Source organism: Candidatus Halobonum tyrrellensis G22 (assembly GCF_000495475.1).
Classification (GTDB): Archaea; Halobacteriota; Halobacteria; order Halobacteriales; family Haloferacaceae; genus Halobonum; species Halobonum tyrrellense.
On sequence record NZ_ASGZ01000026.1, the window covers coordinates 1 to 26,380 of the forward strand.

A 26,380-nucleotide genomic window follows, 5' to 3' on the forward strand; every position below is an offset into this window, starting at 1 on the left:
GCGGCGCTCGCGGGCGCCGACGCCGACGCCGACCGCGGCGGCCGGGAGGCGCCGACGCCGCGACCGGCGGCGCGGCTACTTCAACCGCTCTTGGAGGACGGAGGGGTGGGCCGCGGTGACGCCGTCGATACTCAGGATCTCCTCGCTGATCACCTCGCCCAGTTCGTCGCCGTCGGAGGCGCGCACCTCGGCCATGAACATGTGGTCGCCGGAGGAGGTGTACAGCGCCTCGACGGCGTCGAGTTGCTTCAGCGCGCGCGTCGCGTCGACGTACTGCTCGCTGTCGACGTCGAGACCGACGAGCGCGATCGTCTTCCCGGAGAGTTTCTTGGGGTCGACGTCCGCCGAGTAGCCGACGATCACCCCCTCGTCTTCGAGTTCGGAGATGTACTTACGGACCGTGGGTTTCGAGACGCCGGCGCGTTCCGCGATCTCGGCGTAGGAGGCCTGCGCGTCAGCCTCGAGGGCTTCGAGGATGCGGTCGGCCGTCGAGGACGTACTCATGTAGCTTCCTTTGGTGGCACGGAAAAAATACCTTGCGAAGCGTAAACCCACGTTTCGGGAGCGTCCGACCGGACGCGGGCGGCGGGGTCGATCCCGCTGCGGTCTACTTGTGTTTGTCGATGAACATGTCGTACGAGCGCTCCCACTCGTAGTCGTCGTCGAAGTAGCGCTCCGCGAGCGCCTCGTCGGGCATCTCGCCGATGTCGCGCTTCTCCTGGCCGTAGGAGGGGCGGTCGTCCTCGCGGTAGTAGACGCCCGTCAGCACCTCACCCTCGTACAGTTTGTCCTCGGTCTCGCGCATCAGCCGCTGGGCCTCCGCGCGGTCGGTCGGGTCGAAGTCGTAGTCGTCGGACTCGTTGATGTCCGTGTACGGGACGTACTGGCGGGCGTCCTTGTTCCAGGTGGGACACTGGGTCAGGAAGTCGATGTGCGCGAACCCGTCGTGTTCCATCGCCTGCGCGAGGATGTCGCGCGCCTGGTTGGGGTTGACCGCCGCCGTGCGGGCGACGAACGACGCGCCCGACGTGAGCGACAGCGACAGCGGGCGGATCGGCGTCTTCGCCGAGCCGTGGGGCTGGGTCTTCGACTTGTGCCCCTTCGGACTGGTCGGGGAGGTCTGCCCCTTCGTCAGCCCGAAGATCTCGTTGTTGAACACGATGTACGTCATGTCGTGGTTCTCGCGGGCGGTGTGCATGAAGTGGTTCCCGCCGATCCCGTAGCCGTCGCCGTCGCCGCCGGCGGCGATGACTTCGAGATCGGGGTTCGCCAACTTCGCCGCGCGCGCCACGGGCAGCGAGCGCCCGTGGATGGTGTGGAACCCGTAGCTGTCGAGGTAGCTGTTCAGCTTGCCCGAACAGCCGATGCCCGTGACCAGCAGCGTCTCGTCGGGCGACCGGCCCACCTCGGGCAACGCCTGCTTCAGGGACTTGAGCACGCCGAAGTCGCCACAGCCCGGACACCACGTTGGCTGGGGCTCGATGGCCGGCGTGTACTCCTCCCGGTCGATCTCCCGCTCCTCTCCGATCGCGCTGAATGCACTCATGGTTTCAGTCTCCTGCCGCGCTCGCGCCCGCGTCCTCGGCCGGGGGCACGAACTTGGTCTGGTGGTCGGGGGAGTCCCCCTCGCCCGCTACGATGTTCGTCTCGAACCCCTCGACGATCTCCCGGGGCTCGAACGGGTTGCCGTTGTACTTCAGCAGCGACGAGAGCTTCTCGCCGTACTGGCCGAGTTCCTTCTGGGTCAGCCCGCGGAACTGCGCGGAGGCGTTCATCTCGACGACCAACACCTCGTCGACCGACTCGATGAACTCCGCGACCTGCTCGCGCGGGTACGGCATGAGTTCGCCGACGGTCAGCAGTTTCACCGAGGTGCCCCCGTCGTTCAGCCGGTCGACCGCCTCCTCGACGGTCCCCTGCTGGCTGCCGAAGGTGAGGATGCCGTAGTCGGCCTCGTCGGGACCGTGCTCGGAGAGCAGCGAGTCCGAATCGAGGTTCTCGCGGATCGCCGCCAGCTTCTGGCTCCGGCGGTCCATCTGAGCGATCCGGTTGTCGGGCGCCTCCGCGATGTGGCCCGCCGGGTTGTGCTCGTTGCCGGTCGCGAGATACCGCCCGCCCTTCTGGCCGGGCACCGACCGCGGCGTCACGCCGTCCTCGACGTCGTGTTGGAACCGGTGGAACTGCCCGTCGTCGGTGTGGGGCTGGTCTTCGAGTTCCGCCTCGGTCAGCGTCTTCCCCATCCCCGGGTTGGGGTCGCGGTCGAAGTGGCTCTCGGGGACGTTCGTCAACTCGCCTGAGAGCTTCTGGTCGTAGAGGACGATCGTGGGGATCTGGTAGTCGTACGCCACCTCGAACGCCTTCCGCGCGTGGTCGTACGCCTCCTGGACGGTGCCGGGCGCGAACACGACCCGCTGGGAGTCGCCCTGCGACGTGTAGAGGACGTGTTCGAGGTCGGCCTGCTCGGGCTTCGTCGGCATCCCCGTCGAGGGACCGGCGCGCATCGCCTCGATCAGCACGAGCGGCGTCTCGGTCATCTCCGCCAGTCCGAGCGGCTCGCCCATCAGGGCGAACCCGCCGCCCGACGACCCGGACATCGCCTTCGCGCCGGCGTGGGAGGCGCCGATGGCGAGCGCGGCGGCCGCGATCTCGTCTTCGACCTGCTCGGAGATCCCGCCGAGTTCGGGCAGGTTCTTCGACATGATCGTGAACACCTCCGTCCACGGCGTCATGGGGTAGCCCGCGATGAACCGGCAGCCCTCGTCGATCGCGCCGTACGCGATCGCGTCCGAGCCGGACATCAGCAGTTGGTCCTCGTCGTGTTCCCCTTCGGGGAGGTCGATGTCGGGCGCGTCCGTGTCGTACTCCTCCTGGACGGAGTCGTACGCCGTCTCGAGGATCTCCAGGTTGGGTTCGAGGATCTTCTCGGGCATCGCGTCCCGCATCAGCTCCTCGATCCACTCCAGTTTGATCCCGGTGATCGCGCAGGTTGCGCCGACGCCCGCGGTGTTGCGCATCACCTCGCGGCCCTGTTCGCGGGCCAGCCCGCGGAGGTCGAGCGGGTAGACGTGCCAGTCGTTCTCCTCGACGCGTTCGTCGAAGTCGGGGATGTCGTCCGTGTCGACGAGTCCCTCGTCGTAGATGATCACTCCGCCCTCGCGGAGTTCGTCCAGGTTCTCCGAGAGTGGTTTGATCTCCTCGTTCCCGTAGTACGCCTCGTCTTGGGGGTTCCGCGCGAACGAGTCGCCGAGCGCGAGGAGGAAGTTGTACCCGTCGCCCCGTGACTTGACGGGGTCGGCCGAGGCACGCACTTCGACGTACGTGTGGCCACCGCGGATGCGCGACGGATAGTGCCGGTGCGTGAACACGTGAAGCCCCGCACGCATCAGGGCCTTCGCGAAGTTCTGGCTGGTCGAGGCGATCCCGTCACCGGACCCGCCAGCGATCCGCCAGATGAGTTCGTTGTCTGCCATAGTAGGTCAACGGCCTTCCGCCAAGGCCTAGTGCTGTAGAGGTAGAGCCTGGGCCACTAAAAGACCTTGCCATCGGTTCTCACGGATCGTTCGTGAGAGATCCGCCGACTCGGCCGCTCCCGAGCCGGGTCGCGGCCGTTCTGACCGTCGGCGAAATTACCGCTGATAACGCCCCGCGAACGTTTATACCCGATTCCGAGGCAACCCGATTCCAATGCGACTCGCGCCGCTGTTCACCCTCCTGCTCGTCGTCGCGGCGTCGCCGGCCGCGGGAGCCTCCCCGCTCGCCGCCCCGTCGACGCCGACGGCCGCGCCCGACGACCCGCCGCTGGCGGACGCCGGTCTCGACCGGTCGGTCGACGTGGGCGAACCCGTCCTCCTCGACGCGGGCGGGTCGTTCGACCCGGACGGGGAGGTGACCGCCTACGAGTGGCGCGTCGAGGCGCCCGACGGCGACGCCGTCGCGCCCGTCGACCCGACGGCCGAGACGACGCGGTTCACCCCGGCCGCCGCGGGGCGGTACACGGTGACGCTGGCCGTCACCGACGACGACGGGGCGACGCGGACCGACTCGCTGTACGTCCACGCGCGCACGCGTCCGACCGCCGCGCCCGCCGGTGCCGACAACCGGCCGCCGACGGATCGCATCGCGGGACCGAACGCCGTCACCCGCGGCGACTCCGCGCGGTTCCGCGCGAACGCCACCGACCCCGACGGCCGCGTCGTCTCCTACCGGTGGGAGACGGGAGCGACCGGTCCGGTCGCGACCGGACGGCGGCCGACTCTCACGTTCGACCGCGCGGGGAACGTCACCCTCTCGGTGACGGTGACCGACGACGACGGCGGGACGACCCGGCTGAACGACACGGTCGAGGTGGTCGAGTCGAACGCGACCGGCGACGCTCGGGGAGCTGTTCGCCCCGGCCGTCGGAACGCCGTCCCGGACCCCGTCGTCGACGGGCCGACGCGGGTCGCGGTCGGCGAGACGGCGACGTACACGCTGTACGCGAACGACCCCGACGGGTCGGTCGTCCGCTACGCGTGGGACGGGACGGGGTCGACCGGACGGACGCTGACGCGCACGTTCACCGACCCGGGGACGTACACGGTCCGCGGGTCGGTGGTCGACGATGACGGTGGCACCGACTCGGCGGCGACGAGCGTCGAGGTGTACGCCGACGGCGAACCCGCGGCGTCGCTGTCCGGACCCGACGCCGCCCCGGCCGGGAGCGTGCGGACGTACCGCGTCGAGGCGTTCGACCCCGACGGCGGGGGCGTGCGCGTCTCGTGGTCGACGGCGGCGGCCGCCGGGACCGACTCGGGCTCGCGGTTCGAACGCCGCGTCCGGATCCCCGACGACCCCGGTTCGACGGTCACCGTCGCCGCGACGGTCACCGACGACGAGGGGAACCGCGTCACCGTCGAGACGCCCGTCGCGGTGACCGACGGCGCCGGCGCGCTCTACGTGGCCAACGGGTCGGCCAGGCGACGCATCGACGGCTCCCCCCAGACTTCGGTCGCGGACACCATCGAGGTGGGGTCGTACGACTTCAACGCGTGCGTCGCGGGCGACGCGTACGGCCGCGTCACCGCGACGTGGGAGTTCGGCGACGGCGCGGTCAAGACCCAGTCGCTCAGCCGCACCGACGGGAGGCTGTGCTCGTCCCTCCTGCACGTGTTCGGCTCCGAGGACGGCGGGCGCGTCTACCACCCGGTCAGCGTCACCTTCTCGGACGCGACGGGCGACACCGCGACCCTGCGGTTGGGGAAGACGCACCGGACCGTGATGACCCACCGCCACGTCAACCTCTCGGCGTCGGCGGGGCGGTGGAACGCGACGAACGGGACGCTCCGGGTGCCCGCCGGGACGCGCGTCCAGTTCGGCGTCGGTAGCCACCAGAGCTTCCTCGTCGAGTACGGCGACGGGACCGCCCGGCAGTTCGCGCGCGGTCCGCTCGACACGCGGTTCTCCCGCGTCTACGACACGCCCGGCACGTACACGGTCCAGGTCACCACCTCGCAGGGACCGAACGGCTACGGGCGCAAGCGGGTCACGGTCCGCGTGCTCCCGGCGGCCGGGGGCGCGACGCCGACGCCCGGGTAGGGTCGGTCCCCGCTCGGGCCGCCGACACGACTCCGCGGCCGCGCCGGCGGCGCTACTCCTCGGTCTCGTCGCGATTGTCGGGGCTGCGCGGGTGGTAGTCGGTGTCGTACTCGCCCGGCCGGTCGTCGACGCGGTCGGGGTTGATCCGCCCGCCCAACAGCATGAAGTCGAGGACCGTACACCGGAGCACCGCCTCCACGACGGGCACCGCCCGCGGCGGGAGCACCGGGTCGTGTCGGCCGACCACCTGGATATCCTTCCGTTCGCCCGTCTCCCAGTCGACCGTCGTCTGCTGTTTCGGGATCGAGGTGGGGGCGTGCCACGTCACCTCGCCGTAGACGGGTTCGCCGGTCGTGATCCCCCCCTGGAGACCGCCGTGGTCGTTGCCGACCGGCACGGGGTCGCCCTCCTCGCTCACGGTGTCGGCGTGGTCGTCGCCGCCCGCGTCGGACTCCCAGTCCTCGTTGCGGTCGTGGCCCGTCACCTCGCGGGCGTCGCGGCCGAGACCGAACTCGAAGGCGGTGGTCGCGGGGATGGCCATCATCAGCCGGCCCAGCCGCGCGGGCACCGAGTCGAACCGCGGCGCGCCCAACCCCCGGGGGACGCCCCGCGTCTCGAAGTAGACGCTCCCGCCGATGGAGTCGCCGGCCTCCTGGTACTCGTCGATCCGTTCGCGCATCCGCTCGGCCGTCTCGGGGTGGGCACAGCGAACCTCGTTCTCCTCGGTGTGTTCGAGCATCTCCTCGAAGCTCACCTCGGGCGCCTCGATGTCGCCGATCTGGTTGACGTGCGCTTTCACCCGCACGTCGTACTCGCTGGCGTCTAACACCTGCTGGGCGACCGCACCGGCGGCGACCCAGTTCACCGTCTCCCGCGCCGACGACCGGCCGCCGCCGCCCCAGTTGCGCGTGCCGAACTTCGCGGAGTAGGTGTAGTCGCCGTGGGAGGGTCTCGGCGCGGTCACGAACGGCTCGTACTTGCCCGAGCGGGCGTCCTTGTTCTCGATGGTCATCCCGATGGGCGTGCCGGTCGTGTAGCCGTCCTGGACGCCGGAGTTGACCGCCACCTCGTCGGGTTCGCCGCGGCTGGTCGTGATCATCGACTGGCCGGGCTTGCGCCGGTCGAGTTCCCGCTGGATCGCCTCCTCGTCCAGTTCGACGCCCGCCGGACAGCCCGACACCGTACAGCCCATCGCCGGCCCGTGACTCTCGCCGTACGTGGTGACGCGGAAGAGCCGGCCGAACTCGTTGCCGTTCATTACCCGAGTCTGTGAACCGGGACGCATAAAGCCCGACGGACGCCGGCCGGCGGCTGGCCGACACGCGATCCGGCACCCGAGCGGAGTCGGCCCGAGACGCCGACTCGACGCCGCCCTCAGGGGAGCGAGTCGCGCCCGACGAACCGGGGGACCCGCTCGCGGTACCGCTCGTACTCCGCGCCGAACCGCTCGGCGAGCCACGGCTCCTCCGCGAACGGGAGCAGGGTGACCCAGCCGACCTGGAGGCCGCCGAGGACCGCGACGCGCCGGGAGTTGACGAGCAACACCAGCCCGGCCCGCCCGAGGATCATCCCGACGTACTGCGGGTTCCGCGTGTACGCGTACGGACCGTCGGTGCGGAGGTCACCCTCCACCCCGCCAGTCTCGTCGGCTCCCAGCGTCCCGGTCCCGACGACGAACAGCGCCCCACCCACCACCGCGAGCGGGACGCCGACGCCGAACCGGACCGCCGTCGGGACCACCCACGAGTCCCAGTCGTCGCGCGTGACCGCGAGCGTCGAGAGTTCGTACGCCGTCACCAGCCCCCAGTGGAGGTAGTACTTCCACGAACGCTCGCCCGGCGGCCAGAGTCTGACGCCGGTCGTGAGTGTGACCACGAGCAGTGCGACGACCCCGACTCCCGCGGCCGCACCGACCGCGAACGCGCGTCGTCCGAACGAGGACATACGGGTGCGTGAACCTCCCCGGCCGTAGTCGTTCCGTTCGTCTCGGCTCGGTGTCCCGACGGGGGCGCCGCGGGTCGCGGCGTCGCGACCCGTCGGCGCGGACCTCACTCCTCGCGTTCGTGGACCCGCATCCGGACGGGCGTCGTCGGCCGGGAGGTGATGGACGCCACCAGGTCGAGTTCCTCCGGCGAGACGAGTTCGAAGTGGTACCGCCGGAGCAGCGTCGCGAGCACCAGCCTGGCTTCGAGCATCGCGAAGCGGTCGCCGATACACCGGCGCGGCCCCGCCGCGAACGGGAAGTACGCCAGCGGGGGGAGCGACCGCTCGAACTCCGGGGTCCACCGGTCGGGTCGGAACGCCAGCGGGTCGTCGTACACCGCGGGGTCGCGGTGGACCACCCACTGGCTGATGGACAGCGGCGACCCCGCGGGGATCCGGTAGCCGCCGAGTTCCACGTCCCGGGTCGGCTCGCGGAGGATACCGTGGACCGGCGGGAACAGCCGCATCGACTCCTTCACTACCCGTTCGAGGTACGGCAGGTCGTCGACGCTCGCGAGCGACGGGTCGTCGCCGCCGAGGGTCTCGTCGAGTTCGTCGACCACGCGCGCTTCGACCGTGGGCCGGCGCGCGAGCAGGTGGAGCGTGAACGTCAGCGACAGCGCGGTCGTCTCGTGGCCCGCGAGCAGCAGCGTCTTGACCTCGTCGCGCACCTGCTCGTCGCTCATCGGCTCGCCCGACTCGTCTTCCGCCCGGAGGAGCGTGGTCACCACGTCCTCGCCGGGGTCGGCGCGCTTCTCCGCGACCAGTTCGTCCACGATCCGGTCGAGCGTCGCCACCGCCTCGCGGCGCGCCACCCGTCCCGGCGTGGGGACGCCCTCGGGGAGCAGGTCGAACAGTGACCCCGCCGCGGCGTCCATCACGGCGTCGAGCGCGCCGCCGACGGCGTGACGCCGCGCGCCGATGTCGACGCCGAGGAGCGTGCGCGCGACGATGTCGAGCGTCAGCCCCATCGTGTCCGTGTGGACGTCCCGGACCTCGCCGTCGCGCCAGCCGTCGGTCGCCGCGACGGTCCGGTCGACCATCGTGTCGGCGTACCCCGCGATCCGGTCGGGGCCGAACGCGGGCTGGACCAGGTGGCGCTGGCGCCGCCAGAACGCCCCCTCGCTGGTGAGCAGGCCGTCGCCGAGAACGGGTCCGAGCTGTCGCTGGAACAGGTCGCCCTTCCGGTAGTGCTGGTTCTCCGAGACCAGCACGCGCTCTATCGCCGCGGGGTCGGTCAGGAGGTACACCGGCGAGCCGAGCACGTCGTAGCGCGCGACGCCGCCGTACTCGCGGGCGACGCGCTCGCGGAACGCGAACGAGTCGTCGCGGACGTCGAAGAACGACCCGACGACGGGGAGACCGTCCGGACCGGGGACCGACTCGGCCGGAGCGGGCGTCTCGGCCGTCTCGGCCGCCTCGTGCGTGTCGGCGTGCTCGGATGCGGTGGAGGGGTCGCTCACGGCGCGGGCTACGTCGCCCGCGCGAAAAGCCGTTCGCGAACTGGGTCTGCGTTGCGCGCGGTTTCGACCCCGCGGAGGCCGGTCGCGAGCGGTCCGGCTCCCGTTCGTCCGTGAGTCCCCGCGCCCGACCGCGGGGCGTCGGGCTAGGAGGGTCGGAACTCGAAGCGCGCGCCGCCGTCGGCCGCCTCGGTCGCCGCGACCCGCAGGTCGTGTGCGGCCGCGATGGTCTCGACGATGGAGAGCCCGAACCCCGTCCCGTCCTGTCGGGTGGTGTACCCCTGCTCGAACACCCGGTCGCGGTCGTCGTCCGGGATGCCGGCGCCGTCGTCGGCGACGTAGAACCCGCCGCCGTCGAGCGCGCCCGCCCGGACCGTCACGCCGTCGCCGCCGTGTTCGACCGCGTTGCGGAACAGGTTCTCGAACAACTGCACGAACCGGCTCTCGTCGCCCGTCACCGACGGCAGGTCGTCGGCGTCGAGCGTCGCGGCGCCCGTCTCGACGTGTTTCCACGCCTCGCGGGCGGCCGCCGTCAGCTCCACCGGCTCCGACTCGCGGTCGGCGTCGCCCCGCCGCGCCAACACCAGCAGGTCGTCGACCAGCCGCGCCATCCGGTCGAGCGCGCGCTCGACCCGCTCGAAGTGGTCGGGGTCGCCCGTCTCGCGCGCCAGTTCGAGGAACCCCTCCGCCACCGAGATGGGGTTGCGGAGGTCGTGTGCGACTACCCGGGAGAACTCCTCGAGCCGCTCGTTCTGCCGCGTGAGCTGCTGTTCGCGGTCGGCGCGGGTCAGCGCCGCCTCCACCGCGGCGGCCAGCGAGCGGAACATCGTCACCTCCGTCTCGTCGAACGCGCGCGTGTCCGTCGACCCGGTCATCAGGACGCCGTGCTCGCCCAGCGGGACGATCAGTTCGGCCCGGACGGGCGTGTCGGTGTTGTACCGTCCCTCGACCGCGCTCACGTCCTCGTAGACGCGGGGGGTCCCGTCCTCGAACGCGGCCCACACCAACCCCTCGCCCGCCTCGAACGTCGGGAGTTCGTCGAACGTCTCGTCGGTCCCGGCGCCGCTCGCGACCGGTACGAGCGCGTTCGCCTCCGGGTCGTAGCCGTACAGCCCGGTGAGTTCCATGTCGAGCACCTCGACGGCCGCCTCGACCGCCCGGTCGGCGACCTCCTGTCGGGTCGACGCGACGTTGAGCCCCCCGGTCGCCCGCTGGAGCGCGCGGAGCCGTCGGTGGTAGTGCTTCTGCTCGGTCAGGTCCTCGAAGACGGCGAGCACCTCCGTCCCGGGTGCGTCCGACCCGGCTCCGTCGCCATCGCGCACGGGCGCACCCCACAGCCGCAGGTCGAGCGTCTCGCCGTCGCGGGCGCGCCGTCTCACCTCCTGGCCGTCGATCCGCTCGCCGTCGAGCAGGCGCCGCCGGTTCACCTCGAAGTCGGCGCGCTCCGACTCGGGGACGATCGGGTTGAACTCGCCGAGCACCTCCGAGCGCGACCAGCCGAAGGTGTCCTCGGCGGCGTCGTTCCACAGCGTCACCTCCCCCTCGGCGTTCACCCCGACCACCGGGGTGGGCATCGCCGCGGTGAGCGTCCCGAACCGCTCGGCGACCGTGCGCGTCCGCTCGCGCTCGCGCTCCCGTTCGGTCACGTCCCGCCCGGCGACGAGCGCGTACGCCCGCCCGCGGCTCGTGAACGGCGTCACCCGGTACTCGACCGACCGCCGGCCGTCCGCCCCTCCCGCCGCGGCGCCGCTCCCGTCGCCCGACCCGGACTCGCCGCCCGCGCCCGTCACGACGACCTGCCGGTCGAACCCCTCGGCGCGGATCGTGCCGGCGGCGTCGAGGGCGGCGTCGACCGCCCACTCGACGCGTTCGCCCGCGTCACCGAGCAGGTCGCGAACCGACCGGTTCCCGTCGTCCGCGCCCGCGTCGTCGTCGCCGTCGGAGGGTGCCGTGTCGCGCACGCTCGCGTTGGCGAACACGACGTGCCGCTCCTCGTCGACCACGAATACGGGGTCGCGGATGGCCTCGACCGCCGCCTCGTACCGGTCGAGACGGCGCGCCCGCTCGCGCCCCTCCTCGGCGTTCCGCGTGTATATCGTCAGCCCCGACTCGTCGGGGTACGCCCGCGACTCGACGCGGACGTCGAACCCGACCGGCCGGGCCTCGACGGTCCGCGCCTCCCCGTTCCCCATCGCGCGCCGGTACTCGGCCTCGAAGCGCGTGCCGACGAGTTCGGGGAACGCCTCCCACACCACCTCGCCGAGCACCGACGCCGCCGGCCTGTCGAGTCGGTCGGCGACCGCGCTGTTCCACACCACGACCCGCCAGTCGGCGTCGACCGCGTGGGCGTCCTCGGCGCTCCGCTCGACCGACCGCCGGTGCTCGCGGCTCACGCTCGTCACCGCACGGACGCGCGCCGCTAGTCGGTCGGCCGCCCCCGTCTCCGTGTCCGCGCCGGCCGCCTCGTCCCCGTCAACGCGGACGTGCGGGACGGACGTGCCGTCTCCCCGCGCGGCGTCGCGTTCGGTCCACGCGGTGGGCGCGTCCGCGGCGACGACGACGCAGTCGTACTCGCGGGGGTCGACGCCGGCCGGGTCAGCCCCCGCGTCGACCCGCGTCGACTCGACGCGACGGTCGAGCGCGGCCGTCACTCCCTCCGCTACGGCGTCTGCTACCCCGACGAAGAGGAGACGGAGCGGACCCGTCCGTTCGGTCATGGATCTTCATACACGGACGGACACATGTAGCTCACGGACGCCACGGACCGGCTCACCCGCAGTCGGCCCGTCTCTCCCGGCCGGCCGGCGCGTCGACGCCCGCGACCGGCGCGGCGCCGGGTGCCGCCCGCTCGGGGGTCGGGGGTCCGGCGCACTCCCGACTCCACTCACCACGCGGCGTCGAGTATCGACCGCGCGTCCGCCGCGCGCAACTCGTACCCCGCGGGACCGTTGTCGAGTACGCCATCGTCGGCGGTCGCGGCCGCGGCCGCGTCGAGTTTCGCCTCGCTCGCGCCCGTGAGGTCGCGCAGGCGCGCCGGCAGGTCGAGCGCGTCCCGCAACTCCTCGACCGCCGCGACGACCGCCTCCCCGTCGCCGGGGTCGGCGTCGAACGCCTCGAACAGCGGGTCGCGCACCGCGCCCGCGTCGACCAGCGAGCGTACGACGTGCGGGACGACCACCGCGTGCGCCAGCCCCTGCTGGACGCCGAACGCCTTCCGGAGGCCGTGCCCGAACGCGTGGACGACGCTCAGCGTCGACCGCTCGGGCCGCGAGACGCCGTACTGCGCGAGCACCACCCCGGCGACCGCGCGCTCCATCGCGGCCGCGTCGTCGGCCATCCCGGGCAGCCCCGCCCGGAGGTACCGTACCGCGCGGGTCGCCGTCGCGTCGGTCAGCACGGAGGCGTGCCGGGAGTAGAGCGACTCGACCGCCTTGTCGAACCCGTTCATCGCCGACCCCGCGAGGACGCCGTCGGGCGTGGTCTCGTACAGGTCGGGGTCGTACACCAGCGCCGCGGGCGCGAGCGCCGCCCCGGAGACACCCGTGCTCACGAGTTCGCCGTCCACCTCGACGTTCGCGCCCGCGACGACCGTCATCTCCGCGCCCGCGAGCGTCGTCGGCACCGGCACCAGCGGCGTCGTCCCCGCGTCGGGGACCGCCAGCCCGCCCGTCTCGCGCACCTCCGTACGGGCGTCGTCGAGCGACCGGCCGTCCGCGCGGAGCGCGCTCGCGACCGTCGCCACGTCGAGACTGGAGCCGCCGCCGACCGGGACGAACGCGTCCGCGTCCGTCTCCTCGGCGCGCTCGACCACCGCCGCTGCGGTCTCGACGCGCTTTGCGGGCGTCGTCCCGTCGAACGTGCCCGCGTGGCGGTCGCCGAGACCCGCCTCCACCGCGTCCATGAGCTCGCGGTTCGCGCCCGTGTTCGACCCGCAGACGACGAGCGCGCGGTCGCTCACGAGGTCGGCGAGCGCGTCGCCGACGCCGTCGATCCGGCCGCGCCCGTACTGTACCTCGCCCGTCCGGAACTCGAAGACGAACGGCTCTGGATCCATACGTCGGAGTCGGCCGGGCGCCGCAAAACCGTGCCGGCGGGGCGGCCCGGCCCACCGGAACCCCCGTCCGGCGGGGGTCGGACGGCTCCGATCCCGACTACGGCCACCCGCCGGCCAGCGCTTCCGCGCCCAGGTCGGCGAGCGTCTCGAAGAAGCCGGGGAACGACACCTCGACGTGTTCGGCGCCCCGTATCTTCGTCTCGCCGTCGGCGACCAGCCCCGCCACCGCGAGCGCCATCACGAGGCGGTGGTCGCCGCGGCCGTCGACCGTCGCGCCGCGGAGGTCGGAGTCGTCGCCGTGGACCGTCAGCGAGTCGGGCTCCTCGGTGACCGACGCGCCCATCTCCCCCAACTCCTCGGCCATCGCGGCCACCCGGTCGGTCTCCTTGTAACGGACGTGCTCGGCGTTGACGATCCGGGTGTCGCCGTCGGCGGCCGCGCCCAGAACCGCTATCGTCGGCAGGAGGTCGGGCGTGTCGCCCACGTCCACCTCGACGCCCGACAGCGCCGCCCGACCAACGCCGATCTCGCCCGCATCGCGGTCCCAGTCGATATCCGCGCCCATGCGGTCGAGTATCTCGACGATGGCGGAGTCGCCCTGCGCGCTGGGGCGCGCACCCTCGACGGTGAGCGTCTCGCCGTCCTCGGCGGCGAGCGCGCCCGCCGCCAGCAGGTACGACATCGACGAGAAGTCGCCCGGCACCGCGTACTCGTCGGCGCGGTACGTCTGCCCGCCGGGCACGCGGAACCCCGCGTCGGTCCGCTCGGTGTCGACGCCGAAGTCGGCGAGCAACTCCCGTGTGATCTCGACGTACGGCGCGGACTTGAGTTCGGTCTCCAACTCCACCTCGATGCCGTCGTTGGTCACCGCCCCCGCCATCAACAGCGCGGAGACGAACTGCGAGGAGACGTCGCCGGGGATGGCGACCGACCCGCCCGACATCGCCCCGCCGACGACGAGCGGCGCCTGGCCGTTCCCGCGCGTCGACTCCGCGCGCCCGCCGAGGTTCGTCACCGCGTCCAGCAGCGGTCCCTGCGGGCGCGAGCGGAGCGAGCCGTCGCCGGTCAACACGACCAGCCCGCCCGCCAGCCCCCCGGTCGCGGTGACGAGTCGCATCGTCGTCCCGGAGTTGCCGCAGTCGACCACGTCCTCGGGCGTCTCCGGTCGGCCGGCGAACCCGTCGACGCGGACCGCGCTCGCGTCGTCGTCCCACTCGACGTCGCCGCCGAACGCCTCGACGGCGCGGCCGGTGGCGTGCGGGTCGGCGCTGTCTAGCGGGTCGCGGACGACCGTGCCCTCGCCGTAGCCCGCGGCGAGGATCGCCCTGTGCGTGTAGCTCTTCGACGGCGGTGCGCGCGCGCGCCCCGCGACGCGGGACGGCGAGACGTGTGCGTCCATGGCTCGCCTCTCCGTCCCGCCGGGCAAGTGTGTACCGGTGCGGCTCCCCCCGGCGCCGCCCGGCCGTCCACAGTCTCGGGTGTCGTCCGCGCCGCCCGATCCGTCCGTCCGCGCCGCCCGATCCGTCCCGGATAGCCCGGTCCGCCCTCCGTCGCCGTGGTGTCCTCGGTCCCCCTGTGGCCCACCGCAGTGCGGCCCGCGCCCCCCGACGCGGGGTCGCCCCCTACTCCTCGTCGTGACCCGCCGACACCCAGTCGCGGTCGGAGTCGTCGACCGCCCGGACGGTGACGTAGCCGTCGTCACAGACGGTCACTTCCGTCCCCTCGTACCGGAAGTGGACGCTCCCCTCGATGCTCATCCCCCCGCCACCTCTGGCCGGGAACAGTCGGTCGAGCGCTTCGAGGTCGATCGTCGGCCAGAGCGGTTCGAGTTCCTCGACCGGGGTGCCGGTGACCGCCGCGACCATCGCGAGGACGATGGTGCTCGGGTCTCGCACCCCGGGGTCGAACCGGGTTCGGTAGACGGTCTCCCCGTCGAACTCCACGCCGTACACGCCTTCGTCGCTCGGCGCTGCCGGACTCCGATACTCGTTGGTCGACCCGGGGGGGTCGTCGGACGACCGACCGTCGTCGGGCCGGTCGCTTCCACGGCTACTCATTCGTCAGCACGGTAGACGACTCAGCGCCCGTTTACTTTGAGTTCTTACTATCGAAGGTCTTTTTATACCGATGGGAGTCTTTCCCGCGAAAGTCGACCCACTCGCCGTTCCCCGACTGCTGGATCTGTAACGACTTTACTCCCCGGCGCACGTCTCGGAGGCGTGGACCCCGACCTCTCGACGCTCGACGACCGACTCGACGCCGCGGGCGTCGACGCCTACTGTCTCGACGCCGCCAGCACCGAGCCGAACCAGCTCTACCTCTCCGGGTTCGACGCGCCCGACCCGTTCTTCACCGCGTACGCACTCACCGCCCCTGACGGGACCGGCGAACTCGCCGTCCTCGTCTCCGGGCTGGAGTACGGCCGCGCGAAGAAGGAGTCGCGCGCGGACGCCGTCGCCCGCCTCGCCGACTACGACTACCACGAGCGCGTCGGCGAGTACGGCGAACGCGAGGGGACCGCGCGCACGTACGCCGCGTTCCTCGCCGACCTGGGCGTCGAGTCGGCCCTCGTCCCCGACCGGTTCCCGGTCGGCGTCGCCGACGGCCTCCGCGAGGCGGGCGTCGGCGTCGGCGTCGACGGCGACGACGTAGTCGAGAGCGTCCGCGCAGTCAAGACCGACGAGGAGGTCGAACACGTCCGGCGCGCGCAGGAGGCGAACGAGGCCGCGCTCCGCGCCGCCGAGGAACTGATCGCGGGCGCGGGCGTCGCCGACGACGGAACGCTGACCCACGAGGGGGAGCCGCTGACCAGCGAGCGGGTCAGCGAGGAGATAGAGGTCACCCTCCTCCGCCACGGCTGCGCGCTCGACGAGACCATCGTCGCCGGCGGCGCCGACGCCGCCGACCCCCACGACCGCGGGAGCGGCCCGCTGTCCGCCGACGAGGCCATCGTCATCGACGTGTTCCCCCGCGACAAGGCGAGCAAGTACCACTCGGACATGACCCGGACGTTCCTCAAGGGGGAGCCGAGCGACGAGATCAGGGACAGATACGACCTCACCGAGGAGGCGCTGGAGGCGGCGCTCGCGGCGGTCGAACCGGGGGCGACCGGCGCGGACGTTCACGCCGCCGCCTGCGACGTGTACGAGGCGGCGGGCCACCCGACGCTCCGGTCGGACCCGACGACCGAGACGGGGTACATCCACTCGACGGGCCACGGCGTCGGGCTCGCGGTCCACGAACGGCCCGGACTCAACCCCCGCGGCGGCGCGCTGGAACCCGGCCACGTGATCACCGTCGAACCCGGGCTGTACGACCCCGCGGTGGGCGGCGTCCGCATCGAGGACATCGTCGTCGTGACCGAGGACGGCTACGAGAACCTCACCGACTACCCGGTCGAACTCGTCGTCGGCTGAGCCGACGCGCACGCGACACCGGGCGGGCGCTCCGGACGAGACGCGTAACCCGACTGACTCGATCTCCCCGTGCTCGCGTCGCGCGGACCGATACCCTTTCGGCGGCCCTCGGGATACACGTCCCCATGCGACTGCTCGTCGTCGGCGCGGGACAGATGGGACGGTGGGCCGGGGAGGTGCTCCGGTCGACCGCCGAGCGTGTCGGCTTCGTCGACACGAACCCCCAGGCGGCGACCGACGCGGCCGAGGCGGTCGTCGACGGCCGCGTGGTCGACCCGGAGACCGACGAGCGCTTCGACTGCGTCGTGCTCGCGGTTCCGATCCCGGACACCGCCGCGGCCGTCGAACGCTACGCGCCCAACGCGGCCGACGGCGCGCTGGTCGACGTCTCGGGCGCGATGACGGGACCGCTGGAGGCGATGGAGGAGCACGCCGACGGCGAGTACGCCAGCTTCCACCCGCTGTTCGCGCCCGAGCGCGCCCCCGGCAACGTGGCGTACGTGCCCGGTCGGGCGGGGGCGACCGTCGACCGGGTCCGCAAGGGACTGATCGAGGCGGGCAACGACGTGTTCGAGACCACCGCCGACGAACACGACGACGCGATGGCGTCGGTCCAGACCGCGGCCCACACCGCCGTGTTGGCGTACGCGCTCGCGGCCGACGAGGGCGTGGACGAGCGGTTCCAGACGCCCGTCTCCGAGGAGTTGCGCGACCTCGCGCGGACCGTCACCGCGGGCAACCCCCGCGTGTACGCCGACATCCGCGGGACGTTCGGCGGCGCCGACGACCTGGCAACCGCCGCCCGTGCGCTCGCGGTCACCGACGACGACCGGTTCGTCGAACTGTTCGAGCGCGCGGGCGAACGCGTCGCGGCCGACGACTGGGCGCCCGAGATCAGCCTCGGCGCCGGTCTCGACGAGGACGACGACGGCGACGACGCCGACGACTCGGAGGGGTCCGACCGCGACGGCGGGCTGTTCGGCCGATGAGCGCGGGCGTCGACCGCGAGGAACTGCGGAGCACCGCCAAGTACCTCCGGAACGTCCGCCCCGTCGACCCCGACGAGGTGTACGAGTACCTCCCCGGCCAGCCCCACCCCGCGGTGGTCCGGCGCGCGCTCCGCGAGGAGGCGTTCGACCTCGGACTCGTCGAACGCGACGACGGGACGTTCGTCCCCGCGAACGACGACCCCGCGCCCCGGCCCGGGTGGGAGCCGGAGGCGTTCCCCGACGCGTACGCGTACGAACTGGAGGGGCTGCTCGTCGAGCGGTACGGCCGCGAGTGGGCGACCGGCGAGTCGGGCGACGGCCTGCGTGCGACCATCCGCCGGCTGAAAGAGGAGTACTACCAGGGGTGGGACGTCGAGTACGACGCCGACGCCGCGCTGGGCTACGCGGTGTATCACCTCCCCGACTTCTACGCCGCCGTGGGGTACGCGCTCGACGACCTGGCCGAACGCGAACTCCTCCCCCGGCGGCTCCGCGTGCTCGACGTTGGCGCGGGGACGGGCGGGCCGGCGCTCGGTCTCCACGACTACCTCCCCGACGACGCGCTCGTCGACTACCACGCGCTCGAACCCAGCGCGAACGCCGACGTGCTCGAACGGATGCTCGGCGAGACGCGGCGCAACTTCGGAACCACGGTCCACCGGAGCACGGCCGAGTCGTTCGACCCCGAGTCCGTCGGCGAGGTGGACCTGCTGCTGTTCGGGAACGTGCTCTCGGAACTGCGCGACCCCGAGGCGACCGTCGACCGTTACCTCGACGCGCTCGCGCCCGACGGCTCGTGTCTCCTGCTCGCGCCCGCGGATCTGAACACCTCGACCGGGATGCGCGCGGTCGAACGCGCGCTGACGCCGCCCGGCGGCGACGTCGGCGTGTACGGCCCGGACCTCCGGCTGTGGCCCGACGCCGCGCCGAGCGACCGCGGCTGGTCGTTCGACGAGCGGCCGTCGCTCGCGGTGCCGGGGTTCCAGGCGCGACTCGACGACGCCGAGCGCCGGGGTCCCGACGACGAACCCGGGACGTTCACCAACGTCGACGTCCGCTTCTCGTACGCCCTGTTGCGGACCGACGGCCGCCGGCGGGTCGACGTGCGCGCGGACCCCGACCGCCACGCGCGACTGGCGGAGGCGGAGCGGCACGTCACCAACCGGGTGAACTTGCTCGCGGTGAAGCTCTCACGCGACCTGAGCGACCCGAAGGCGAACCCGCTGTTCAAGGTGGGCGACGGCTCGGAGGAACTCGAAGCGTACGCGGTGGTGACGGGCGAGTCGGCGCTCAACCGGGACCTGCCGGACGCGCCGTACGGCGCGGTGCTCGCGTTCGAGAACGCCCTCGTCCTCTGGAACGACGACGAGGGGGCGTACAACTTGGTGTGTGAGGCCGAGACGGTGGTCGACCTCGTCGCACCCTGAGTCCGCTCGGTCGGGGACCCCGTGCCGACCGGCAGCCCGCGCGCCGCCCGGGGCGTCGTCGACGGCCGCCGGGTCGGCCGGTGCTCACTCCTCGGGTCGGTAGCCGACGACGCCGAACGTCTCGTACTCCTCGGGCGCCGGGTTCGCCTCGTCGGCCCTCATCGCTCGCCGGACGAGCGTGTCGGCCGTCGACGACGTGGGTCGATCCGGCGTGCCCCCGTCCTCGTCGGGTTCGGCTTCGGTCACGGCTCCGTCTGTCGACGCGACGGCTCCGTTCGCCGTCCAGTCGGGGTACGACTCCGGCGTGAGGTCGAGCGAGGCGGGGTCGCGCCCCCACCCGTCGCCGGGTCGCTCTGCCCGCTTCGACATGTGTCTATTCCTAGCGTGCGACTCCTAGGTTAATACGATTTCGGCCAGCATCGATCCTCGATCGTCTCGAATATCCCGCGATAAACACCCGTACGACCAGTACTCTCCGCGCGGTCGATCAGTCGTCGGCCACGGCCGGTTCGCTCTCGTCGGCGGCGTCGTCGGATTTCTCGTTCCCTCGCTCCCACACCGCGTCGGCGGACGTCTCGTGCGGCGCCGTGTGCGAAACGTCCTTCATGGAGTCGGTCATCGTGTCACGTCGTACCGCATCACTGTATTTGAGCGTTTCATGGGGTGAATTAAGATACATTGTATCGTATTACGATCCTAATATTCTAGGTGCCCGTACGGAGACCGCTCGCAGATCGTGACGAACGATCGACGGATCGGGAGAGTCTCGACGCGATCCGAACTCGGGCCCCTCGGCGCGTCGGTCCCCCGCCTCCGCCTCCCCGGCGGTTTCAGGGGTCGACCGCCGCTCGTCGCCCTCGGACCGCCGGGCGCCGTCACGACTCGTCGGCGCGCGCGTCCGTCACCGGACGGAGCGTGCCGCCGACCTGCCACCAGTAGACGGCGACGGTGACTGCGCCGGTGAGGAGGAACGCGCCGACGGCCTGCGCGGGGGTGTGAGCGTCGAGGTAGAGTCGGTTGGGAACCATCACGACCGGAACGACGAGTAGCGGCCAGAACTTCCGGTCGACGAGCGTGAGATACAGCGCGGGCAGCAGCGACAGCGTGACGTGACCGGAGACGTTCCAGACGGGCGAGAGACCGACGTACGGCACCGTCACCGCGGCCAGCGCGACCATCATCCCCGGGAGCAGGTCGCCCCACTCGAACCGGCGCCAGAGGAGCCAGGTCGTACTCGCGACGATCAGCAGGCCGCTTGCGACCAGCGAGTCCATCACCCAACTGTTCCCCTGCGTCGACTCGACGGGGTTCGCCCCGGTGACGACGAAGAACGCCACCGTCGGGAGGAGCGCGAGCGCGCCCGCGCCGACGAAGGCGGCGACGCGCCGCTTGAGCGCCGCCCGGTCGGCGTGCTGGAGCGCCCACTCGTAGTGGAGCAACAGCAGGCTCCCCGCGCCGACCAGCGTGATCGGGTGGAAGACGTACGGGTAGTACGTCATCGCGTCCGAGAGCAGACTCATCGCCGGTTCGGTACGCCGCGACGGGGAAAAATGCCGTCGGCCGACCCCGGGGGGAACGCGGGTGTACACCCGCTCAGGCCGGGGCCGGGGCGCTCGTCTCGGAGTCCGTCGTCCGTCCGGGCGCCCCGCACTGCCGACAGCCTCGCGCGACGGGCGCGCGTCCGACCACGCCCGCGCCGTCGTCGAGGGAGCACACGACTCGTCGACGCGTTACTGGAGGACGTCTAGCTCGGCCTCGGTCTCGTCGTCGGTATCGCCGGCTTCGTGCCGCGCGTCGAGTTCCTCCAACACGAGGTTCCGGTCGCGCTGGAGCTGCTTGATCTTTCGGTACAGTTGTCCGTGCAGTTCTCTGACTTCCCGGTTGGATGCGTTTTCCAGTTTCTGATATGTGCTATTCATGCACATCCCCACTTGCCGCGAGCGAGACATGTGACTGGAGGAATGAATACTTTCTCCCGGTCTCCGGCCGGCAACACGGGGCGGGTCGCGCCTCGTGTGCCGGACCGACCACGCTCCAGTCACGCGAATTGGGCGTCGAGTCGTCGTCGGCTCCCGCGCGCGCCGGTCGGACACTCGGCTCCCCACGTCGACCCGTTCTCGCGTCCACTCGCGCGAGGAACTGTCGGAGTTCCGCGACGGACGCGTCGGGGTGTCGGAGGTGTCCGAGGCGCCGGGGGGTACGGGTGGCCGGCGCCCGACGGTCCGGCCGCCGTCGCGTCGGCCGACCCGGCCGCCAGTGCGGCCGCGTGACGCTTCGCCGCGAGGAGAGCGTGCTCGTCGCGGGGACGAACTCGCCGCCCGGCCCGCCGTGGTCGTGCTACACCGCGGGGTAGTCGCGCGTCGGCGCGTGCGCCTCGGGTTCGACGTACACTTCCGCGACCTTCCCGTTGGTCCCGCGAAGCGCCGCTTCGAGTTCGGGTATCGCCTCCGCCACCTCCTCGGCGGTCATGTCCGCGTCGAAGCGGACGTCCGCCGTCACGACCACGTGCTCTTGCCCGAAGTACACCGAGCGCAGGTCGCGGAGCGCGGCGACGCCCTCGAAGTTCCCGACGACCGCCCGGAGTTCCGCCTCCTCGTCCGCGGGGAGGCTCTCGCCGAGCAGGAGCCGCTTGTTCTGCCACGCCAGCGCGAGCGCGAACCCCATCAGGAGGACGCCGATAACGAGCGCCGCGACCCCGTCGTACACCGGGTCGTGCGTCAACTGCGTCGCCGCGAGACCGACCAGTGCGACGACCAACCCGGTGATCGACACCGAGTCCTCGGTGAACGCGGTCAGCGTCGTGACCTGGCTGGTCTTCTCGAACGTCTCCACCAGCCCGCTCCAGTCGTGTTCGCGCTTGATCCGGCTGATCTCGCGGTACGCCTTCCGCCAGGCGTACCCCTCGAACCCGATCGCGCCGACCAGGACGCCGTAGCTCACCCACGCGCCCGGGACGGAGACGTGGGTCAGCGGGACGGTCGCGGTCCCGGCGGCCAGGTGCGTCTCGCCGTGCGTCAGCGCGTCGTACCCCTCGCGGGCGCTCGCGTACCCCGCGATACCGAACAGGAGCACGCTCACGAGAAAGCTGTAGAAGAACTGCGCCTTCCCGTGACCGAACGGGTGGTCGCGGTCGGCCTCCCGGTTGCCGAACCAGATCCCGACGAGGAGGAACACCTGGTTGCCGGTGTCCGAGATCGAGGACTGCTGGCGCGCCGGGGCGACCGGTTCGAACCGTGCGGTCCCGCGGCGCGGTTACAGCAGGAACGTGCCGAGGAACCCGACGGCGGTCGCCAGCGTGATGTACGGTCCCGCCTGCTCGTAGGCGTCGGGGTAGATCTCACCCGCGAGCGACGCCAGGATCGCCCCGCCCGCGAACGCCCGCACCGCGGCGACCCAGAAGTCGGCCACCGACGGGAGGTACCAGTAGCCGAGCATCACCGCGGCGCCGACCACGATACCCGTCGCGACGAACGCGCCGAGCGTCTTCCACTTTCCGTGGCTCTCGCTCATGTTCGTGCCGGCTAGCATCGCCTGCGACCCGTTCGTCACCGCGAGCGCGAACAGGAACGCGAGCACGCCGTGGACCTGCCCCGTCAGCAGCGACCCCATCGCGGCGTTCTCGGGGATGCCGTCGGTGGTGATGCTCGCCCAGAGCCCGAACCCGTTCTCCTGCTGTTCGTCGTCCGATAACCGGTCGATCAGGATGTCGAGTCCGCCGAACGTGGCGACGCCGCCGAGGAACACCCCCGAGGCGGCCCACTTGCCCATGGTCTGGACCGCCGGGTCGTACAGTTCGTACGCCAGCGAGATGATCAGCGACCCGCCCCCGACCGCGAGGAGGATCGCCTGCCACCGCTTCTCGGGGTCGATCCAGATCCCGATCGCCGACCCGACGGTCAGTGAGACCCCGGAGAACACCGCGTAGAACCACGGATTAGTCAGCAGTCCGCCCTGGTTGCCCGCCCCCGACGCCTGCGCGAGGACCGGGTGAACCGGCAGTGGTAACGCCATGTTCGCACGTGGGGTACTCGACGCATAAATTACTCCATCTCAGATAGGAATCTACACTGTCCCGTCCGTCGAGGCGTACCAAAAAAACGGAGGAGCAGTCGGTGAACGCGCCGAAATCGGCCGGTTTCCGGTGGTCGACCCCCGTATCACCGATCGGGTAGGTGGAGCCGGTTCCGGACACGGCGGACCCGCTTTGCGTCTACCGCCGGGCGGCGAGTCCGGCGAGGACGAGGAGGACGCCCCACGTCACCTCCGACGCCCCCGGACGGTCCCGGCGGGCGAGGCGGCGTTCCGGGCGGACGTTCGTCTCGCGCGTCGCGATCCGAGGTATCTTGCCCGTGGGTGTGTTCTCCACGGTATGCGCCGGCCGTTCGTCGACCTGTTGGAGGCGAATCTGGAACACGCAGCCGAGTTCGACGCCCGATTCGACGGCGTTCAGGAGTCACAGCACCCGGACGTCGTCACCGTCTGTTGTTCGGACTCGCGGGTCCTGCAGGACCACCTCTGGGGGAACGACGAGCCCGGACACGTCTTCACGTGCGCCAACATCGGCAACCGGGTGGTCCAGCGGACCGACGCGGGCGAGGCCGTCTCGGGAGACGTGCTCTATCCGCTCGCACACACCGGGACCGAGGCGGTCGTCGTCGTGGGACACACGGGCTGTGGCGCGGTCACGGCGGCGTACGACCGCCTGACCGACGAGGACGAGAACGAGGACGCGGCCGACGCCTCCGAGCCGGCGGGCATCACCCACTGTCTCGACCTGCTGACGCCGCGGCTCGAACCGGGCGTCGACCGCCTCCCCGCGGGTCTCGACCGCGCGGACGCGGTGAACCGACTCGTCGAGTACAACGTCGACCGGCAGGTCGCGTTCCTCCGCGAGAGCGACGAGGTGCCCGGCGACACGGGTGTCGTCGGCGTCGTCTACGACTTCCAAGACGCCTACTCCGGCCGGCGCGGGGAGGTCCACGTCGTCAACGTCGACGGCGAGCGGAGCGTCGAGACGCTCCGGGTCGAACACCCTGACGTGGAATCGCGGATCGAACGGCTCTGGGAGCACTGAGCCGCGACGGCCCGGACCCGTCAGGAACTGGGCGTCGCTTGGTCGAGGAACTCCGTCGCCACCTCCCCCTGACGGTTCCTCGGTGAGGCGAGCGACGAACACTCGTATCCACGAACGCCCTCACTCGCGCTCTCCGACGTCGCGGACCGCTTCGACCGGATCCACGTCGACCCCGGCGGTGTCCGAGATCCGTGGATACGACGGCTGGTCCGACGAGTCCACCCGATACGATTTCGCGTGGTCGGGAAGTCGTCGCTGCGGACAGTCCGAGCTCACACCATACAGTTCAGAAGCTAGTCCGATAGTGGCTGTCCCCGATGAACGGGGTCCCGTGTTCGAGTCAGCCGTGCCTCTTCTGTATCGGTACTAGTCCGACGAACTTTGTGTCCAGCGCACGTACTACTCCTATCTATGAAATTTCACAACGTCTCCCCGGACATCGCGGAGTTCGGGCCGGGTGATCCGGAGCTGGCGGTCGTCTGCAACGTTCACGGTGACGAACCGACGGGAGCCCGTGCCGTCCGTCGCATCATCGAATCGTCACCGACGTTCGAGCGCGGAGTGAAGTTCGTCGTCGCTAATCCGCCGGCGTCTATCGCACACCGTCGCTTTCTCGACGCGGACATGAACCGGGTGTTCCCGGGCGATCAGAATGCGGACGACCTCGAACGTCGCCTTGCAGCCCAGTTGGTCGAGGAGACGGCGGGACTCGTCACGCTCGCGATCCACACGACGCACGCGACCCCGGAGCCGATCGCGTTCATCTCGGAGGGGCACCCCCGTTCACTCGAGGTCGCGTCACAGCTCCCGATCGCCTCCGTCGTTAACGAGACGCCAGTCGTCGAATCCTCGTTCAGTTCGACTGGACCGGTCGTCTCAATAGAGGCCGGGAGGGTGGAGACGCCGAACGCGATCGGCAAAGCCGAGATGCTGATCCGGGCGTTCCTCAACAACGAGGACGCGCTCTCCGAGGGAGCTCCGATGTACGCTCCCGATACTACCTACTTCGAAATCTACGACGAAGTCGAGAAGCCGTCCGGGGACGAATCGTACGAGCTACTTGCGAGGAACTTCGAGCGCGTGCAGGCGGACGAAGCGTACGCACGGTCGACGGACGGCACCCTCCTGGCGGACGACCCGTTCGTTCCGATACTGATGTCGCAGTCGGGATACTCCAGTATCTTCGGCTACCGTGGGCGGAAGATCGGCGAGACGGTCGACGACGCGAAGACCGCGTGGACTGACAGCGGGGAGTGACCAGACGTCTGGCCGGCCGGAAGGGAACGTGGCTATTCGACCAGAGAAGAAACCCCGAGTTTGGCTACCGACCGCTCCGTTGCTCCGCGTTGTTCAGGTAGCTGGAATCCACATCACGACATGGAGAAATTAAAGCCCCCCGGATTCTGAGACGTCCGAAATTCACCCGGTACAGGACCGTAACCGCTCTCCGGCGTAAACGCGACCAGATACGGTACGGTAATCGTGGCTCAGAACAAGCCGGTAACGAACCCGATTCCCACACTGATGGGAACAGCGGCGGAGAACGCTGGAAGGTACGGCGTGTACTTCTCACCCCTGTCCTCATAATGGTGACAACCGGAAATCAACAACGTCGTCACAGCGATGACACCTCCGATGACGGTGGTGGCGTATGCGCTACTCAGTTCGAGACAGTGGTTCGACCCGGCACAGAGCGCGATGATCCCGAACTCCTCCTCGTGAGCGAATCCGAGGACAAACGCGAACCACGCCCGACGTCGCCCACGACGAACACGAACAGGTCGTGACGGAACTCCCTGCGGGAGCCTCCGAGTTCTACCTACTCCGCCGGGGGCTCCAGTGAGATTCGTCCCAACTGGCCCGAACCGACGGCAGAATCCGACGCCGTCGGTACTTCGCTCACGGAGACGCGGAGCGCTTTCCCAGTCGACGCCGTACGAACATGAGCGGGAGGCTTGAGACGATACCGACGAGAACAGTCACTCCAAGGAGGAACGCAATTACGAGCGGCACAGGGTACACCGTCAGCCACCGCCAGTCGATAACTGCGAGCCAGCCGACCCACAGGAGGACTGTTCCAACGGCGGTGAGAACACCGAAAGCGACGCTCTCTCGGTAGCGGTAGTTCGTCGGTCGTTCGACTAGCCGCCACCACAGAACCGCTCCAACGGCGAGCGCAGGGCTTGCCAAGAGGAGCGCTTCGTCTCCGGGTACCCCAAAATAGTCCGCGAACGCGGTCGTGACACTTCCTAACCAGAGTATCGGGAGTGTTCCACAGCCGAAGGCGTAGAGCCCCGCGAAGATGGACCACACCGTGTCCGTCGAAAGGTGTCGTGGAGGGGAGGAGTTCACGAGACGTAGCTTGACAGATGGCGATAGATGGTATATTCTTTCTCCCACCAG

24 protein-coding genes and 1 pseudogene are annotated in these 26,380 nt (G+C 70.7%); 6 read left to right on the forward strand and 19 right to left on the reverse strand.

From position 1 onward, the window contains the following. Window positions 1-75: 75 nt before the first annotated feature. The 3 genes from lrpA1 to K933_RS07380 all read right to left on the reverse strand — a co-directional run bounded on the left by lrpA1 (window position 76) and on the right by K933_RS07380 (window position 3,470). Window positions 76-504 carry an HTH-type transcriptional regulator LrpA1 gene (gene lrpA1, locus K933_RS07370; protein ID WP_023394075.1) on the reverse strand — a complete coding sequence of 143 codons (429 nt, stop codon included), beginning with the start codon at window positions 502-504 and terminating at the stop codon, window positions 76-78. A gap of 103 nt (window positions 505-607) precedes the next feature. Next, window positions 608-1,546, reverse strand: a complete 939-nt coding sequence (locus K933_RS07375) for a thiamine pyrophosphate-dependent enzyme (protein ID WP_023394076.1) — start codon at window positions 1,544-1,546, stop codon at window positions 608-610. A 4-nt stretch (window positions 1,547-1,550) separates the two neighbouring features. After that, entirely contained in the window at window positions 1,551-3,470 is a 1,920-nt protein-coding gene (locus K933_RS07380) for a 2-oxoacid:acceptor oxidoreductase subunit alpha (protein ID WP_023394077.1), read from the reverse strand. Between the two features lie 214 nt (window positions 3,471-3,684). Between K933_RS07380 and K933_RS07385 the strand changes: the two genes are divergently transcribed. Next, window positions 3,685-5,574, forward strand: coding sequence for a PKD domain-containing protein (locus tag K933_RS07385; protein ID WP_023394078.1), 1,890 nt, complete (start codon window positions 3,685-3,687; stop codon window positions 5,572-5,574). Window positions 5,575-5,626: 52 nt separating this feature from the next. Here the strand turns inward: K933_RS07385 and aroC are convergent, their stop codons facing one another. From aroC to K933_RS07420, 7 genes are all read right to left on the reverse strand, one after another. Continuing rightward, window positions 5,627-6,832 carry a chorismate synthase gene (aroC, locus tag K933_RS07390; RefSeq protein ID WP_023394079.1) on the reverse strand — a complete coding sequence of 402 codons (1,206 nt, stop codon included), beginning with the start codon at window positions 6,830-6,832 and terminating at the stop codon, window positions 5,627-5,629. A 116-nt stretch (window positions 6,833-6,948) separates the two neighbouring features. Next, window positions 6,949-7,518 carry a methyltransferase family protein gene (locus K933_RS07395; RefSeq protein WP_023394080.1) on the reverse strand — a complete coding sequence of 190 codons (570 nt, stop codon included), beginning with the start codon at window positions 7,516-7,518 and terminating at the stop codon, window positions 6,949-6,951. 104 nt (window positions 7,519-7,622) lie between these two features. Then, window positions 7,623-9,020 (reverse strand): cytochrome P450, encoded by a 1,398-nt coding sequence (locus K933_RS07400; protein ID WP_023394081.1) that lies wholly within the window; start codon window positions 9,018-9,020, stop codon window positions 7,623-7,625. Between the two features lie 143 nt (window positions 9,021-9,163). After that, window positions 9,164-11,734, reverse strand: coding sequence for a PAS domain-containing protein (locus K933_RS07405; protein WP_023394082.1), 2,571 nt, complete (start codon window positions 11,732-11,734; stop codon window positions 9,164-9,166). 167 nt (window positions 11,735-11,901) lie between these two features. Continuing rightward, window positions 11,902-13,071 carry an iron-containing alcohol dehydrogenase family protein gene (locus K933_RS07410; protein WP_023394083.1) on the reverse strand — a complete coding sequence of 390 codons (1,170 nt, stop codon included), beginning with the start codon at window positions 13,069-13,071 and terminating at the stop codon, window positions 11,902-11,904. Between the two features lie 97 nt (window positions 13,072-13,168). Then, window positions 13,169-14,470 carry a 3-phosphoshikimate 1-carboxyvinyltransferase gene (aroA, locus tag K933_RS07415; protein WP_023394084.1) on the reverse strand — a complete coding sequence of 434 codons (1,302 nt, stop codon included), beginning with the start codon at window positions 14,468-14,470 and terminating at the stop codon, window positions 13,169-13,171. Window positions 14,471-14,693: 223 nt separating this feature from the next. Next, on the reverse strand, window positions 14,694-15,128 hold the full coding sequence (locus K933_RS07420) for a HalOD1 output domain-containing protein (protein ID WP_023394085.1): 435 nt from the start codon (window positions 15,126-15,128) through the stop codon (window positions 14,694-14,696). Window positions 15,129-15,290: 162 nt separating this feature from the next. Here K933_RS07420 and K933_RS07425 point away from each other — a divergent pair, with 162 nt between their 5' ends. The 3 genes from K933_RS07425 to K933_RS07435 all read left to right on the forward strand — a co-directional run bounded on the left by K933_RS07425 (window position 15,291) and on the right by K933_RS07435 (window position 18,903). Then, window positions 15,291-16,487, forward strand: a complete 1,197-nt coding sequence (locus tag K933_RS07425) for a M24 family metallopeptidase (RefSeq protein ID WP_023394086.1) — start codon at window positions 15,291-15,293, stop codon at window positions 16,485-16,487. A gap of 125 nt (window positions 16,488-16,612) precedes the next feature. Beyond that, the gene (locus K933_RS07430; RefSeq protein WP_023394087.1) at window positions 16,613-17,476 is read left to right on the forward strand and encodes a prephenate dehydrogenase; all 864 of its coding nucleotides are present in this window, start codon (window positions 16,613-16,615) and stop codon (window positions 17,474-17,476) included. Next, window positions 17,473-18,903, forward strand: coding sequence for a small ribosomal subunit Rsm22 family protein (locus tag K933_RS07435; protein WP_023394088.1), 1,431 nt, complete (start codon window positions 17,473-17,475; stop codon window positions 18,901-18,903). The genes K933_RS07430 and K933_RS07435 overlap by 4 nt, the downstream gene beginning before the upstream one ends. A gap of 84 nt (window positions 18,904-18,987) precedes the next feature. On the opposite strand, the gene K933_RS07440 is transcribed toward K933_RS07435, so the two are convergent. The 7 genes from K933_RS07440 to K933_RS18320 form a co-directional block, all read right to left on the reverse strand. Further along, the gene (locus K933_RS07440) at window positions 18,988-19,272 is read right to left on the reverse strand and encodes a hypothetical protein (protein WP_023394089.1); all 285 of its coding nucleotides are present in this window, start codon (window positions 19,270-19,272) and stop codon (window positions 18,988-18,990) included. 118 nt (window positions 19,273-19,390) lie between these two features. Then, window positions 19,391-19,522: a hypothetical protein gene (locus K933_RS19210; protein WP_268744624.1), complete on the reverse strand. Its 132-nt coding sequence runs from the start codon at window positions 19,520-19,522 to the stop codon at window positions 19,391-19,393. Window positions 19,523-19,778: 256 nt separating this feature from the next. Then, window positions 19,779-20,423, reverse strand: coding sequence for a phosphatase PAP2 family protein (locus K933_RS07445; protein ID WP_023394090.1), 645 nt, complete (start codon window positions 20,421-20,423; stop codon window positions 19,779-19,781). A 210-nt stretch (window positions 20,424-20,633) separates the two neighbouring features. Beyond that, on the reverse strand, window positions 20,634-20,822 hold the full coding sequence (locus K933_RS07450; RefSeq protein ID WP_049947691.1) for a hypothetical protein: 189 nt from the start codon (window positions 20,820-20,822) through the stop codon (window positions 20,634-20,636). Between the two features lie 418 nt (window positions 20,823-21,240). Continuing rightward, on the reverse strand, window positions 21,241-22,098 hold the full coding sequence (locus K933_RS07455) for a cation diffusion facilitator family transporter (protein ID WP_080509226.1): 858 nt from the start codon (window positions 22,096-22,098) through the stop codon (window positions 21,241-21,243). A gap of 57 nt (window positions 22,099-22,155) precedes the next feature. Then, a complete protein-coding gene (locus K933_RS07460; protein WP_023394092.1) occupies window positions 22,156-22,914 on the reverse strand; it encodes a ZIP family metal transporter in 759 nt (252 codons plus the stop codon). Window positions 22,915-23,113: 199 nt separating this feature from the next. Beyond that, window positions 23,114-23,269, reverse strand: coding sequence for a hypothetical protein (locus K933_RS18320; protein WP_161631410.1), 156 nt, complete (start codon window positions 23,267-23,269; stop codon window positions 23,114-23,116). Between the two features lie 3 nt (window positions 23,270-23,272). On the opposite strand from K933_RS18320, the gene K933_RS07465 reads away from it, so the two are divergent. Both K933_RS07465 and K933_RS07470 read left to right on the forward strand, forming a co-directional pair. Beyond that, on the forward strand, window positions 23,273-23,977 hold the full coding sequence (locus K933_RS07465; RefSeq protein ID WP_023394093.1) for a carbonic anhydrase: 705 nt from the start codon (window positions 23,273-23,275) through the stop codon (window positions 23,975-23,977). 411 nt (window positions 23,978-24,388) lie between these two features. Continuing rightward, window positions 24,389-25,234, forward strand: a complete 846-nt coding sequence (locus K933_RS07470) for a succinylglutamate desuccinylase/aspartoacylase domain-containing protein (protein ID WP_023394094.1) — start codon at window positions 24,389-24,391, stop codon at window positions 25,232-25,234. 230 nt (window positions 25,235-25,464) lie between these two features. Here the strand turns inward: K933_RS07470 and K933_RS18985 are convergent. Both K933_RS18985 and K933_RS17920 read right to left on the reverse strand, forming a co-directional pair. After that, window positions 25,465-25,728 (reverse strand): annotated as a pseudogene (locus K933_RS18985) (hypothetical protein); the annotation flags it as partial. Window positions 25,729-25,876: 148 nt separating this feature from the next. After that, complete coding sequence (locus tag K933_RS17920) at window positions 25,877-26,290, reverse strand: hypothetical protein (protein ID WP_161631411.1); 414 nt, start codon at window positions 26,288-26,290, stop codon at window positions 25,877-25,879. Window positions 26,291-26,380 lie beyond the last annotated feature (90 nt).